The sequence below is a fragment of the Bhargavaea cecembensis DSE10 genome (assembly GCF_000348905.1).
GTDB classification, from domain to species: domain Bacteria; phylum Bacillota; class Bacilli; order Bacillales_A; family Planococcaceae; genus Bhargavaea; species Bhargavaea cecembensis.
Map to the genome: position 1 here is coordinate 40,742 of NZ_AOFT01000003.1, position 13,885 is coordinate 54,626.

The window sequence follows — 13,885 nt, forward strand, 5'->3', positions numbered from 1 at the left end:
TTCAGCGCGTGCCTTCCCGGGTAATGGAGACATCAGCCAGACGTTCCGCTCCCTCTCCCCGCACAAAGACAATATCGGCATTTTCCAGCGCCAGCCTATTGCCCGCCGGACGGTCCAATCCGAGCATTTCAGCCCACCGGACGGCGGCACTCTCCGGATTCCGGACCCGGATGACGGCTTCCGTGATGCGTGATGCCAAGTTTTCTTCAGGCATGGTCCCTGACGAGATCAGCTGATTCATCCGCGTCCCGTCCTCCACTCCCCAGTCGATAAAGAACGGGTTCGGCAGTCCTTCCCCGATTTCCTCTTCAATGAAGAGCAGTTTCCATTCCAGCAGCTCACCCGTTGCCGTGCGCCGGGAAGCCTCCTGCACGCCCGTCGTCTTGTATCCCCGCTCATTTAAGTGCTTCTCGAACTGATACAAATTTCCCGGCCGCAGGCAAATCGTTCCCCATCCCGGACCGTATGCCTTCAAATCGTGGACGAGCAGTTGCGCGAGGGACTGCCTGCTTGCCTTCGCTACTTCCGGTTTCTCTACGGACAATGCTTCAATGTACGCATTCCGGGCATAATAAAGTGCATTCTGTGTCCCCCACTGGTCATGCCGGCCGCCCGGGGCTCCATTCATCCCCTGCTCCTTCCATGCGGCCGCATCCTCCTCAGGCGTCCGGTTGCTGAAAAAAACTGCATGATCAAGTTTCAAATCCCTGTCTCCTTTCGATATTTTCGGACAACACTAGTCAATAAGGCCTAATTTTTCCGTCAATTTCCGATTTAGCCTTGAAGCCCCCGTTCATCTTCGTTACCCTCGGGTATACATCTTATTATGTAACCTCTACATAATAAAACAAAATCATAGAAGGAGAGGAACATGGACAGATCAAACTGGAAAAACCCAGTCTTTATTGTTTCCGCATTATTTATCCTGGCTCTGGTCGTCATCGGAGCTGTTGTACCTGATGCATTCGCATCGGTCGCATCCTCGGTATACGACTTCACGATCGATACCTTCAGCTGGTTTTATCTGTTGGCTGTCTTCATTTTTATCGTCTTCCTGCTCGGCATTGCCATCAGCAAATATGGCCGCATCCGACTTGGGGCCGAAGACGAAAAACCGGAGTTCTCATTTTTCACCTGGACCGCCATGCTCTTTTCTGCCGGCTTTGGTGCCGGACTGGTCTTCTGGGGCGTAGCCGAACCGATGAGCCATATGTTCAATCCGGCATTCGAGGAGCTTGAACCGATGACTGAAGAAACCGCCCGGAATGCAATGGGTTACTCAATGTTCCACTGGGGCATGCACCAGTGGGTCATGTTTACGCTCACCGGACTTGTCATCGCTTTCCTCCAGTTCCGCAAGAAGAAAACCGGACTCATCTCGACCGCCCTCGAGCCGATTGTGGGATCGTCGAAACCGGTAAAGAACACGATTGACATCCTCGCCGTCATTGCGACAATCATGGGGATGGCCACATCGATCGGATTGGGTGTACTCCAGATGAACGGCGGACTCAACGCCGTCGCCGGCATTGAGATTTCCCCCTATGTCCAGCTGGGCATCATTGCGGTAATGATGGTCGCCTACTTGCTGTCGTCTACAACAGGGCTGCACCGCGGAATCCGTTATCTCAGTAACCTGAACCTGGGTCTCGCGCTTGGTCTCCTGCTGTTCACATTCTTTGCAGGCCCTACTGTCTTTATCCTTGAAACCTTTGTTGTCGGGCTGGGTGACTATATCGCGAACTTTGTTCAGTACAGTCTGCGGCTTGAGCCTTATAAAGACCGGCTCTGGGTCCAGGATTGGACCGTCTTCTACTGGGCCTGGGTCATGGCCTGGTCACCGTTTATCGGCGCGTTTGTCGCGCGTGTATCGCGCGGCCGGACAATCAGGGAATTCATTGTCGGCACGCTGATCATCCCTCCCGCAATCGCCATGTTCTGGATGGCTGTATTTGGCGGAACGGCGATCTACAGTGACCTGAACAATGGAACCAACATCGCGGAAATGGTCAACCAGGATGTTACGTCCGCGCTGTTTACGACGTTCGAGCAGACACTGCCGTTGCCGGGACTGCTTTCAGTCCTTGCGATCCTGCTGATTTTCACATTCATCGTGACATCCGCTGACTCCGCTACATATATCCTGGCCAGCATGACGTCCGGCGGATCACTCAATCCGAAAATGCCGGCCAAGCTGATCTGGGGCATTCTCATGGGCTCCATCGCAGGTGTCCTCCTCTTCACAGGCGGCATCAACGGTCTGGAAACCGCATCACTCGCCTCGGCCCTGCCGTTTGGCATCATCCTCATCATGCTGATGTTCTCCATGATCATCCTGCTGAAGAGAGAACCGCTTCCGGTAAACAAACGTGAACTCCGCCGGTTCCAGCGCCTTGAGAACCTGTCGAAAAAAGAAAAAGTCGAACGATCCAAAGAATAAAGCAAAATCCGATCCGGCCAATGGCAGGATCGGATTTTTTATATTCATTTCATTCAGAAGGGAGGACAGCCGGCTTTCCGGTTGTATTCCCTCACCTTTGCTCGCGTTCGAGCAGCTCGAGAGATTCCGTGAATTCGCGCTCGATTTCTTCGTTCGGACGATAAGTCGCATTACTGACCAGCACCGCCACAAGCAGGCTCAGGAGGAACCCTGGCACGATTTCATAGAGCGTGCCGGTCAGGGCTTCGACGTTGCCCCAGATCATGACGACAACCGCGCCGGTGATCATGGCCCAAAGCGCGCCCTGTGATGTCAGCTTCCGCCAGTAGAGCGACAGGAGGATCACCGGACCGAATGCTGCACCGAATCCGGCCCAGGCGAACGATACCAGCTTCAGGATCGTATCGTTCTGCTCCCATGAAAGGGCGAATGCCACGATTGCCACAAAAAGGACAGCCAGCCGGCCATACAGGACATACGTTTTATCTTCGGCGTCGGATTTGATGACCGCCTTGTAAAGATCCTCAACCAACGCAGATGAAGTGACAATCAGCTGGGAAGAGATGGTACTCATGATCGCCGCAAGGACTGCCGACAAAATGACGCCCGCAATAAACGGATGGAAGATGACCTGACCCATCTCGATAAAGATCGCTTCCGGATCGGTCAGCGAAAGATCCGGGTTCTGCAGGAAATAAGCATAGCCCACGAGTGCTGTCAGCATCGCGCCAACCAGGCTGAGAATCATCCAGCCGATCCCGATCCGGCGGGCGGACCGGGTCTCTTTGACAGAGCTGATCGCCATGAAGCGCACGATGATATGCGGCTGGCCGAAGTAGCCGAGCCCCCAGGCAATGGATGAAATGACCCCCGCCACCGTCGTGCCTGCAAACAGGCTGAGGTGGGTCGGTTCTGCTTCCCGGATGGTGCTGATGGTCTCAGCCGGTCCTCCCGTGAGAAAGACGCCGATCACCGGAACCAAAATGAGAGCAAGGAACATGATGAGGCCCTGAACAAAATCCGTATAGCTGACTGCGAGGAACCCGCCGAACAATGTATAAGCCAAAACAACAAGAGAAACGATGATCAGGCCGGTATGATAATTTAGGCCAAACGAGCTCTCGAAAAAGACGCCGCCTGCGACCATGCCTGAGGATACATAGAACGTGAAGAATATAAGAATGATCAGGCCCGAAGCGATCCTCAGGAATGGCGAGCGATCCTTGAGACGGCTCTGCAAATAACTCGGGATGGTGATCGAGTTGCTTGAAACCTGTGTGTACGTACGGAGCCGGGGTGCAACATATAGCCAGTTCAGATAAGCACCAAGCGTCAGGCCAATTCCGATCCAGACCTCACCCAGCCCCGCAAGATAGATTGCTCCCGGAAAGCCCATGAGCAGCCAACCGGACATATCTGCTGCGCCAGCGCTGAGTGCGGTGACCGCAGGCCCGAGCGAGCGTCCCCCAAGCATATAGTCCGTAAGATTGGCAGTTTTCCTGTAGGCATACCAGCCGATGAGCAGCATGGCCGCCATGTAGATGATGATTGCGATTAACTTAAAAGTAGTATCTGTCACATAATCACTCCCCCTTCTGTAACCCATCCTATCATAAGGCCTGGTCCTATATGACTGTCAATTTAGAGAAATGGAACGGCGTTTTAAAGAAGAAAACAGATGATGCTGGCGAATACCGGAATATGGTTGCCTGTCCCCCCATTATTTCCCGGGAAATCGACCGGTGATGACAGCAGGCGTGTCGGATGATGCCCCATGGCCAATTGCCTGAAGAAGCCGCCCGAATACCGGCGGAACCTGTCTGCGGATGAAGCAGCCCATGACACAGAAAGAGCCGAGGGTAAGGTTTAGCCTAATCTACCGGGGGAATTCCTCTTGGTATAAGGAGGCGATTCCAAATGCCATGGAACAATCAGGATTACCCCGACTCGTTCAAGAACCTGGACGATCCGGTCAGGGAGAAAGCGATCGACATTGCCAATGCCCTCGTTCGCGACGGCTATGAAGACAGCCGCGCCATCCCGATTGCACTGGACCGCGCACGCGAATACGTGCACGGGGACGATGACGGCGGACGGCCTGTGTATGAAGTGAGGGAAGACGGAGAAGAATGGGTGCTCCGCAAAAAAGGCAGCGACCGGGCGATTCTGCGGGAAGACACGAAAGACGACCTACTCGACAAAGCCAAGCCGCGCATCAACGACGAAAACGGCGTCCTGAAGATCTATAAGGGCGACGGAGAACTCGAAGATACGCTTTATGAAGGATGAGGGCCGCACGGGATGCGGTCCTTTTTCATGGCCGGCAGATGGTTTTAGTGAACGTTGATTAACTTCATTGAGACGTTGACATACTCCGCTGAAACGTTGACATAGCCCCCGCTCCGCATCAAAAAAGCCGTCCCGCTTCATGCCGGGACGGCTTTCACATTATTTCGCCCCAATGCCGGTGCGTTCCTCGGACATCTCCCGGAGCTTGAATTTCTGGATCTTGCCTGAAGCGGTCATCGGATATTCGTCAGTGAACTCGATATAGCGGGGAATCTTATGGTAGGAGATCTTCCCTTTGCAGTATTCGCGGATCGACTCTTCGGTCTCTTCAGCGCCTGCCTTCAGGATGATCCATGCCATGAGCTCTTCGCCATATTTCGGATCGGGCACGCCGACGACCTGGACGTCGCTGACAGACGGATGCGTATAGAGGAATTCCTCGATTTCGCGCGGATAGATGTTCTCGCCGCCGCGGATCACCATGTCCTTGATGCGGCCCGTGATGTCGAGATAGCCGTCTTCGTCCATGACGGCGATATCGCCGGTGTGGAGCCAGCCGTCTTCATCGATCGCCTTGCGGGTCGCCTCTTCATTGTTATAGTAGCCTTTCATGACATGATAGCCTCGCGTGCACAGCTCCCCCGGCTGTCCCTGCGGCACTTCCTCTCCGGTCACCGGGTCGATGATCTTCACTTCAACATGCGGATGCGGCTTGCCGACAGTCGCCACACGCTTCTCGATCGGATCCTCCGTCGTGGTCTGGGTGATGACCGGTGACGATTCCGTCTGGCCGTAGCAGATCGTGATTTCATTGGCCCCCATTTCGTTGATGACCTGCTTCATCACCTCGATCGGGCAAGTGGAGCCGGCCATGATGCCCGTTCGGAGGCTCGATGTGTCGAAGTTCTTGAACTCCGGATGCTGGAGCTCTGCGATGAACATGGTCGGTACGCCGTTGAGCGCCGTGCATTTCTCATCCTGCACGGCCTTCAGCACGGCAAGCGGATTAAACTGTTCGATGATAACAGATGTTGACGCGTGCGTAACCGCCGTCAGGGTGCTGAGCACGCAGCCGAAGCAGTGGAAAAACGGTACGGGGATGCATAGCCGGTCCTTCTCGGTCAGTTTCATCCGGTCTCCGATCAGCTGAGCGTTATTGACGATATTGTTGTGCGTCAGCATGACGCCTTTCGGGAAGCCGGTCGTGCCTGATGTGTACTGCATGTTGATGACATCTTCCGGGTCAAGCGACCGGAATACCTCTTCCAGCTCCTCATCTGATACACCCTCAGCCTTTTCCTCGAACTCGGACCACTTGAACATTCCCGGCTCGTCACGCTCCGTCATGAGGATGATGCGCTTCAGATGCGGGAGGTTCCTGCACGAGATCTCGCCCTTTTCCGAGACCTCGGCCTCCGGGCATACCTGCCGGATGATGTCGATATAGCTCGTCCCCTTGAAGCCTTCATCAAGGATGAGCGTCGTCGACTCTGACTGCTTCAGCAGGTACTCGAGCTCCGCAGCCTGATAGTTGGTGTTCACCGTCACGAGCACGGCCCCCATCTTGCCGGTCGCAAACTGGCTCAGGAACCACTGTCGCTTGTTGTCACTCCAGATGGCCACATGTTCCCCTTTTTTGATCCCCATCCCGAGATACGCTTTCGCCAGACGGTCCGTCTCTTCGTCGAATTCCCGGTAGGTTTTCCGGATTCCGTGTTCCGGATAAACGTAGGCTTCCACATCAGGGAACTCCCGCGCCTTCTCCCGGACCACTTCTCCGACAGTTTTATTGAGCAGTGCCATCCAAACGCCCCCTCTTGAAATCGTTTTCAACAGTATGTTACCACACTTTTCAGATGGTTTCGAAACTTAATTCAGACCAAAAGAATACGCCGCCCCTCAGGACGGCGTGTTCTTCTTTTAGCGCACACTCAAATGCTCGTCATGGGCATGTACCGGGTGGGCACGGCCCCGTTCGTCCATGTACACAAGGTGGCTCCGGTTCAGTTTTGTAGGGGAATCCAGGCCCGCAGCCGCGGCAATGCGGAAGAGCCCTTCGCGCATCGTGAGGATGTAGTTGGTGACGCGGTACTTTTTCTCGTCGACGACCAACGCACGCTGCAGGTCTTCATCAGTCGTCGCGACGCCTGCAGGGCATTCATTTGTATGGCACTTGAGTGCCATGATGCAGCCGACGGAGATCATGAACCCGCGGGCGACCTGTACGAGGTCCGCCCCGAGCGCGAGCGCAATGGCCGCTTTGTCGGGCGTGGTGATTTTGCCGGAGGCGATGATCTTGACCCGTTCGCGGACGCCATGCTCACGCAGCGAGTCATCAAGGATGGTGAGCGCCGTCTTGATCGGCAGGCCGAGGCTGTCTGCCAGATCCTGGTAGGTCGCTCCGGAACCGCCCTCCGAGCCGTCGACCGAAATAAAGTCCGGGCCCTTTCCGGTCTTCTTCATCCAATTCGCCAGTTCATCGGCTTCGCTCTTGCTGCCGATGACCACCTTGATGCCGACCGGCTTTCCGCCGGCCTCGCGGATCTGCCCGATAAACTCGAACATCGACGGGTAATCATCAAACTCACGGAACCGGTTCGGGCTGTTGATGGTCGTATATGGCTCGACGGTCCGGATTTTGGCGATCTCCTCGGTCACTTTCTCGCCTTCCACGTGGCCGCCGCGCATCTTTGCACCTTGGGCGAGCTTCAGTTCAAACGCACGGACATTCGGGATGGCGGCCTTCTCCTTCACCTTTTCGATATCGAACTCCCCGTCCGGCGTCCGGTAGCCGAACAGGCCTGAACTGATCTGGGCGATGATCTCCGGACCCCCTGACAGATGATAGTCAGACAGGCCGCCTTCGCCTGTGTTCATCCAGGCGCCTTTTGCCATCCCGATCCCCTTGGACAGCGCGGTGATGGCGTTTTTGCCGAGCGATCCGAAGCTCATCGCCGACTGGCCGAGCAGGCTGCGCACATGGAACGGCTCCCGGCATTCCGGCCCGATCACGACGGCGTCATCCGGCGGCAGCAGCCACGGAAGCGCCGGAATGTCCTCCATGTGCTCGCGGCGCGTAAACAGCCCCTCATCGTCGATCACATAGTGGCGGGTGTCGACCAGGTCGGAATTGTCGACACGCATTTCTTCGTTCTGCTTCGTGAACATGGCGTTCCGGATATAATAGCCGGGCTCATCGAAATCCCGCTTCGAACCGAAGCCGATCAGCGAGCTTTTGTACTTGCCAGGAAGCACCATATGCAAGTACTCCTCCCGGCTGAACGGCTTGCCGCTGTTGTCATCGGAGAACAGGTACTGCCTGAACTCAGGGCCCGTCTTCTCAAGAAAATAGCGGACACGCCCGAGAATTGGGAAATTCCGCAGGATGGAGTGCTGCTTTTGCCCGCGGTCATAGAAAAACAGCCAGTCCAGCGTCACGATCGGCACAATGACGAGCAGGATAAACAGGATCATCGCCGTCAGCGACACATTCTCAAAAAAAGTGCTCATTTTTCCGTTTCTCCCCTTTCAGTATGTATTTCCGGATGGTGCAGACCTCGAAAATTGTTTACCCTAAAACTTCTTTGATAAGCTAGGGTGTGATGCATGGGGATACATAAACTTGAAAGGGGTCTTTATCAATGGTCTTAGATCTTCTTAACTCCCACTCTTCTGTCCGCGATTACGAGGATGTCACCCTTAGCCGGGAGACGGTCGAGCGGCTCGTCAGCGCCGGCCAGCATGCGGCAAGCTCGCACTTTGTACAGGCGTATTCGGTCATCCATGTGACCGATCCGGTCAAGCGCGAGGCACTCGCGGAGCTCTCGAAAAATCCGAAGCAGTTCCTGACTGCCGGCGCGGCACTTGTTTTCTGCATGGATTACCGCCGGCTGGAAGCCGCGGCAGCCCTCCAGGACGCGAAAATCGCCTACTCGAACGCAGAGGCACTCGTCGTCGGCGTAACGGATGCGGCACTGTTTGCACAGAACGTTGCCGTTGCCGCGGAATCGGAAGGGTACGGCATCTGCTATATCGGCGGCGTCCGGAATGCACCCGAAGAGATCAGCGAAGTCCTCGGCCTGCCGAAAGGCGTTGCGCCTCTCTATGGCATGACGATCGGCGTGCCGAAGTTCCGCAACGAGGTCAAGCCGCGCCTTCCGGTAAGTGCCGTGCTGCATGAGAATGAGTACAATAGTGAAAAGTATGAAGAACTGCTTCCTGAATACGACCGCACGATGAACGACTATTACCTGAACCGCGGAAGCAACCGCAAGGACGCCACCTGGTCTGAAGACATGGCGGCATTCCTGAAAGAACCGCGCCGCATGCATCTGAAGGAATTCCTCGCCAAACAGGGGTTCCGGTTCGAATAATATAAGAGCACCGCACACTGCAGATTCCCGAACAGAGAGGAGGACTGCCGATGGAATTTGAAGAGATGATGGATGCGCTTGTGTCCCGCATGGCGAATGGCACGCTGGTCAAGGCGACGATCAGCCAGCCGCGCCTGAAGTCAGAGGAACTGAAGCGCATCAGACTAAAGCCCGTCGAACTTCAGGGAGAGCTCCATATCCAGTTCGAATACCAGTACGAACGCATTCTGAAGCACGAAAATGTGCCGGCAGGAAAAGTCCGCCCCGTCCTTGACGGCCTGCTGCGCAACTTCCGCCAGATGCAGGCTTCGTTCACCGGCGAAGACGTGCAGGTGCGGCTCTCGAAGAAGCTGAAGGTCTCCTGGAAGTCCGGCCGGACCGATACGAAAGCGGCACCGAACCTCTCCCACAACCGGAAAAAACAGTACATCCTCGAGGAAGGCAAGCCGTATCCGTTTCTCGTCCGGCTCGGCGTTCAGACCGAGGACGGGAAAGTGAAAAAGGGCAAGATGGACAAGTTCCGGCAGATCAACCGGTTCACCGAGTACATTGCCGACAGCCTCGCCCATCTGCCGACGGACCGGACGATCCGCATCCTCGATTTCGGATCCGGCAAGTCGTATCTGACGTTTGCCCTTTACCACTACCTGAGGATTGAAAAGGAACTCGACGTCCGGGTGACCGGTCTAGATCTGAAAAAGGAAGTCATCGAAGAATGCCGGCAAATCGCATCCGACCTCGGTTACGGGGAAGACCTGGAGTTTCTCGTCGGCGACATCAACGATTATAATGACGAGACGGCGGTCGACATGGTCGTTACGCTTCATGCATGCGACGTCGCCACCGATATGGCACTTGCCCGCGCCGTCCGATGGAATGCGGATGTCATCCTGAGCGTGCCGTGCTGCCAGCACGAGCTGTTCAGCCAGCTGGACTCGCCTGAACTGGGTGTCATGCTCCAGCACGGACTCATCAAGGAGCGCTTCGCGGCGCTGGCGACCGACTCGATCCGGGCCGAGCTGCTGAGCCTGCTCGGGTATGATGCGCAGCTGCTGGAATTCATCGACATGGCACATACACCGAAAAACATCATGATCCGCGCCTATAAGACCGGACGGACAGCCGGCCCGGAGCGGGTGACCCGATACAAAGCCTTCCGGGACATGCTCGGCGCGGAACCGTTCATGGAGCGCGAGCTGAAAAAAGAACTCGCCCCCGTCCTCGGATGAGGATTTCCCGCATGCGGGCGGGGGTATGAACAATGTAGGAAACGGGCGGTTATTGATGCCCGTAAAAAAGAGGAGAGATTCAAATGGACCTGTTCCATAAAATCTGGGAAGCCACATCATTTATCAATGACAAAACCGAACATAAACCGACGGTCGGCCTGATCCTCGGCTCGGGACTCGGCTCGCTGGCCGACGAAATTGAAGAAGCCGTCATCATCCCGTACGCGGAGATTCCGCATTTTGCAACGTCGTCCGCTGTCGGCCATGCAAACGAACTTGTCATCGGCAAGCTGAACGGGAGCACAGTCGCAGCGATGAAGGGCCGCTACCACTACTACGAAGGCTACTCGCTCGAAGAGGTCACGTTCCCGGTCCGCGTCATGAAGGCGCTCGGCATCCAGGAACTGATCATCACGAACGCCTGCGGCTCGGTAAACAAGGACTTCAGCCCGGGGGACCTCATGCTGATCACCGATCACCTGAATCTGACCGGCACCAACCCGCTGATCGGGCCAAACCACGAGGAGCTTGGCACGCGTTTCCCTGACCTGACGCAGGTGTACAGCAAGGAACTGCAGGCGAAGGCATATGGAGTTGCAGAAAGCCTCGGCTTCAGCCTCCGCGAAGGCGTCTACGCATGGTGGAGCGGCCCGACGTACGAAACGCCTGCGGAAATCCGCATGATCCGTACGCTCGGCGCGGATGCGGTCGGCATGTCGACCGTGCCTGAAGTGATTGTCGCGGCACACGGCGGCATGCGCGTACTCGGCATATCCTGCCTGACGAACATGGCAGCAGGCATCCTTGACCAGCCGCTCAGCCACGACGAAGTGATTGAGGTCGCCGCCCAGGTCAAGTCGAAATTCTCAGGACTCGTCAAAGGCGTTCTCGCTGAAATGGCATAAATCCGCAGAAAACGACAACCCCAGGGGTTGTCGTTTTATTTTTCAGGCAATATATGATATGCTACATGAGGAATTTAAATTTTCTAACTTTTATACAGAAAGGTGTTTGCAGTGAACGAATCCCTCACATTCGGCGAGCGGCTAAAAGCCCTCCGGATCCAGCATGAAGTTTCCCCCGAGCAGTTGGCAGAGACAATCGGCGTCGCGAAAAGCCTGATCTGGACGTTTGAGCTCGACAAGAAACTGCCGACCTACCCCCAGTTGATTGCCCTTGCAGACTTCTTCGAAGTGACCACCGACTATTTGCTGAACCGCGAACCCGTTTCCGTGGATATTAAAGAGGCGGCCGACGACATGCTCGATACATATGAGCTTCGTCTGGACGGCCGACGGTTGTCGAAGGACGAACTTTTGGATGCTATGACGTTTATCCGCACACAGCGGACCGTCCGCCCAAAAGACTACACAGTCATCTGAATATCCCTGCCGGGCGGATTGCCCGCAAAAGCGCCGACATTCGGTGCTTTTTTCTTTTGCCCTTATCCGGACTGCTGTTCCAGCAGGCAGCGGACTTCCTCTTCGCCCTTGGCATCCCCGGCTCTCCTGAAAGCGTCCATGCTTTGTTCATAGGCCGGCCCCGGATCATGGCCGAAACGGGCGCTCGCCTGTCCGATTCCCCGCCAGGCGCAGGCGATACATATATCGTCTTCCGCTTTTTTCCCTTCTCGGAGCGCCAGCCGGAAAGCCCCGATCGCTTCCTCAAGTCTCTCTTCGACCAGCGCCACTTCACCGAATTCATAGGCGTTGGCGGAATGGCCGGCATGGTCATCCGGGAACTGTTCCCGGCGGAGGGCGCGCTCCCGCTCCAGCCAGCGTTTGGCGGCGGGCGCGTCCCCTTCCAACCGGCAGACCATTGCGAGCTGGTGCATGGCGATGGCGGATGCCTCCTGGTGACCCTGCTGTTCCGCCCGGTGCAGAAGCTCTTCGTAGAGGGTACGCGCCTCTCCGTATTCCTTCTTCATCGCCAGAGTGAACGCGAGCATATGCATCGCGTTTTCTTCCTGTTCCGGATCGGCAAGCTGCGCGCGGTAAAGCCGCTCCGCCTCTGTCCAGTCCTCCCGCTTGAATGCTTCGAATGCTTCCTTCATTCCGATAGCTCCATTCGCGCAAACGAATAGCCGTCACGCTTCAGGAGATCGGCCTGGTTCAGGCGGAGCGGGTCTTTAAAGACGGGTCCGTCCGTCACGAGCGTGTGGAACTCGCCGGCCTCCCCGCACGGATCGATGCCGAGGCTTTCCATGTCTCTGATCAGTTGGTGGTCAAATGTCCGGCCGACCCACTCGGCCGGGAAGCGCTCATCATGGCCCACGACGACAGTCGCCCGGAAACCGGCATCGAGGAATGAGCGGACCACTTCCGTGCGGCCCATGCCCCAGAGCGGATGTACCGCTTCGATGCCCCTCTCCGCACATGTATCAGCCACCCATTTCCGGTGATCCTCCAGGTCGATGTCGCCGAATACACCTGTCTGGATTCCCCCTACCTTCATCTCATCCAGCCCCGAGAGGAACTGCTCCCTGTAATCCGTCCAGCCCGAGCGCCGGATCACAAGCGGGATGCCGATCGCATTTGCCTGTTCGCGGATGATCGCCTCGCTCACCGCATGCGACTTCGACCGGTCCCCCCCGCTGTCGAACATCGTCAGCAGCCGCTCCGGCCTGCCGCCGTTTTGAATCGCCCGGTGAAGTGCAAGTGCCGAATCCTTGCCCCCGCTCCATGAGGCGAAAAATGGTTGGTTGTTCATCGTGTGGCCCCCTTTAGGGAGAGTGTAGCATATGGGACAGCGGACGGGGATTTCGCGACCGCAAGTGTGGGATTCGCGACGGCAACTTGTGGTTTCGCGACCGCAACGGGCGAATTCGCGGCCCCAGCTTGGATTCGCGACCGCAAGTCCCGGTTTCGCGACTGCATCGACCGGGTACGCGGCCGCAATGCCCAATTTCGCGACCTCTCCTCTTTTTCCCCATATAAAAAGCGGGGCGCTCCCGCCCCGCTTCCCCCTTACGCCGGCATCGGCGTCGGGGTCGGCTCTGCATAGCCTTCATTATACGTTTCGTCGATGGTCTCACGGATTTCCTTGAGCGACTTGCCGTCCTGGAACATCTTCACGGATTCCACCGCAATTTCCAGGCAGACGAGGCAGCGCGTGCCGTGGTCATCCCAGACGACCGAGCCGTCTTCGCGGACTTCCGAGATAAAGCAGTTCATGTTGCTTTTGTGCCCGGCGCTTTCCCCGCAGCCGCAGTAGCACGGCATCCACTCAAGGATCTCAGTTGCAGAACCCGCCACCTGGTAGACAAGCTGCATGTCTTCCGGCTTGTCATTGAGGAACGACGGCAGTTCGTCCGCCGAGGCGGTCACTTCCTGAAGATCGCCGTTCGGGAGCACTGTCTGGCCTTCCTTCACTTCCCGGTCGGCCGGGGCGGCATGGTCATGCCCTTCATGGGTAGCCTCATCCTCATGGGTATCCGTCTCACCAGCTGCGTCATTGCCGCATGCGGACAAAACAAGTCCGAGCGCCGCGAGTATATAGATGAACCGTTTCTTCACGTGGAATCACTCCTTTGCGTACCACTATACCGCAAGACG

The 13,885-nt window shown here is 56.5% G+C and carries 13 protein-coding genes; 6 read left to right on the forward strand and 7 right to left on the reverse strand.

Annotation, left to right across the window (positions count from 1 at the left end; translation table 11 throughout):
• Nucleotide 1: 1 nt before the first annotated feature.
• Nucleotides 2-703 carry a VOC family protein gene (locus C772_RS03640; protein WP_008297517.1) on the reverse strand — a complete coding sequence of 234 codons (702 nt, stop codon included), beginning with the start codon at nucleotides 701-703 and terminating at the stop codon, nucleotides 2-4.
• Nucleotides 704-871: 168 nt separating this feature from the next.
• On the opposite strand from C772_RS03640, the gene C772_RS03645 reads away from it, so the two are divergent.
• A complete protein-coding gene (locus C772_RS03645) occupies nucleotides 872-2,440 on the forward strand; it encodes a BCCT family transporter (protein WP_008297519.1) in 1,569 nt (522 codons plus the stop codon).
• Nucleotides 2,441-2,531: 91 nt separating this feature from the next.
• On the opposite strand, the gene putP is transcribed toward C772_RS03645, so the two are convergent.
• Complete coding sequence (gene putP, locus C772_RS03650) at nucleotides 2,532-4,019, reverse strand: sodium/proline symporter PutP (RefSeq protein WP_008297520.1); 1,488 nt, start codon at nucleotides 4,017-4,019, stop codon at nucleotides 2,532-2,534.
• A gap of 338 nt (nucleotides 4,020-4,357) precedes the next feature.
• Between putP and C772_RS03655 the strand changes: the two genes are divergently transcribed.
• Nucleotides 4,358-4,729: a DUF2188 domain-containing protein gene (locus C772_RS03655; RefSeq protein WP_008297522.1), complete on the forward strand. Its 372-nt coding sequence runs from the start codon at nucleotides 4,358-4,360 to the stop codon at nucleotides 4,727-4,729.
• Nucleotides 4,730-4,888: 159 nt separating this feature from the next.
• On the opposite strand, the gene C772_RS03660 is transcribed toward C772_RS03655, so the two are convergent.
• The gene (locus tag C772_RS03660) at nucleotides 4,889-6,553 is read right to left on the reverse strand and encodes an AMP-binding protein (protein ID WP_268743600.1); all 1,665 of its coding nucleotides are present in this window, start codon (nucleotides 6,551-6,553) and stop codon (nucleotides 4,889-4,891) included.
• Between the two features lie 96 nt (nucleotides 6,554-6,649).
• Nucleotides 6,650-8,239, reverse strand: coding sequence for an FMN-binding glutamate synthase family protein (locus tag C772_RS03665; protein ID WP_008297525.1), 1,590 nt, complete (start codon nucleotides 8,237-8,239; stop codon nucleotides 6,650-6,652).
• Between the two features lie 131 nt (nucleotides 8,240-8,370).
• Here C772_RS03665 and nfsA point away from each other — a divergent pair, with 131 nt between their 5' ends.
• From nfsA to C772_RS03685, 4 genes are all read left to right on the forward strand, one after another.
• Entirely contained in the window at nucleotides 8,371-9,102 is a 732-nt protein-coding gene (gene nfsA / locus C772_RS03670) for an oxygen-insensitive NADPH nitroreductase (RefSeq protein WP_008297526.1), read from the forward strand.
• A gap of 50 nt (nucleotides 9,103-9,152) precedes the next feature.
• The gene (locus C772_RS03675) at nucleotides 9,153-10,331 is read left to right on the forward strand and encodes a class I SAM-dependent methyltransferase (RefSeq protein ID WP_008297528.1); all 1,179 of its coding nucleotides are present in this window, start codon (nucleotides 9,153-9,155) and stop codon (nucleotides 10,329-10,331) included.
• Between the two features lie 83 nt (nucleotides 10,332-10,414).
• A complete protein-coding gene (locus tag C772_RS03680) occupies nucleotides 10,415-11,236 on the forward strand; it encodes a purine-nucleoside phosphorylase (protein WP_008297530.1) in 822 nt (273 codons plus the stop codon).
• Nucleotides 11,237-11,347: 111 nt separating this feature from the next.
• Nucleotides 11,348-11,713: a helix-turn-helix domain-containing protein gene (locus tag C772_RS03685; RefSeq protein ID WP_008297531.1), complete on the forward strand. Its 366-nt coding sequence runs from the start codon at nucleotides 11,348-11,350 to the stop codon at nucleotides 11,711-11,713.
• Nucleotides 11,714-11,775: 62 nt separating this feature from the next.
• Here C772_RS03685 and C772_RS03690 read toward each other — a convergent pair whose 3' ends face one another.
• The 3 genes from C772_RS03690 to C772_RS03700 form a co-directional block, all read right to left on the reverse strand.
• Nucleotides 11,776-12,384: a tetratricopeptide repeat protein gene (locus tag C772_RS03690; protein ID WP_008297533.1), complete on the reverse strand. Its 609-nt coding sequence runs from the start codon at nucleotides 12,382-12,384 to the stop codon at nucleotides 11,776-11,778.
• Nucleotides 12,381-13,040 (reverse strand): Dph6-related ATP pyrophosphatase, encoded by a 660-nt coding sequence (locus C772_RS03695; protein WP_035001343.1) that lies wholly within the window; start codon nucleotides 13,038-13,040, stop codon nucleotides 12,381-12,383. Before C772_RS03695 ends, C772_RS03690 begins: the two co-directional genes overlap by 4 nt.
• Before the next feature lie 257 nt (nucleotides 13,041-13,297).
• On the reverse strand, nucleotides 13,298-13,846 hold the full coding sequence (locus tag C772_RS03700) for a PCYCGC motif-containing (lipo)protein (protein ID WP_008297536.1): 549 nt from the start codon (nucleotides 13,844-13,846) through the stop codon (nucleotides 13,298-13,300).
• Nucleotides 13,847-13,885: the final 39 nt, after the last annotated feature.

Coding starts and splice junctions, on each gene's coding strand:
- C772_RS03645 (WP_008297519.1), top strand. CDS start 872: ATGGACAGATCAAACTGGAAAAACCCAGTCTTTATTGTTTCCGCATTA.
- C772_RS03655 (WP_008297522.1), top strand. CDS start 4,358: ATGCCATGGAACAATCAGGATTACCCCGACTCGTTCAAGAACCTGGAC.
- C772_RS03665 (WP_008297525.1), bottom strand. CDS start 8,239: ATGAGCACTTTTTTTGAGAATGTGTCGCTGACGGCGATGATCCTGTTT.
- nfsA (WP_008297526.1), top strand. CDS start 8,371: ATGGTCTTAGATCTTCTTAACTCCCACTCTTCTGTCCGCGATTACGAG.
- C772_RS03675 (WP_008297528.1), top strand. CDS start 9,153: ATGGAATTTGAAGAGATGATGGATGCGCTTGTGTCCCGCATGGCGAAT.
- C772_RS03680 (WP_008297530.1), top strand. CDS start 10,415: ATGGACCTGTTCCATAAAATCTGGGAAGCCACATCATTTATCAATGAC.
- C772_RS03690 (WP_008297533.1), bottom strand. CDS start 12,384: ATGAAGGAAGCATTCGAAGCATTCAAGCGGGAGGACTGGACAGAGGCG.
- C772_RS03695 (WP_035001343.1), bottom strand. CDS start 13,040: ATGAACAACCAACCATTTTTCGCCTCATGGAGCGGGGGCAAGGATTCG.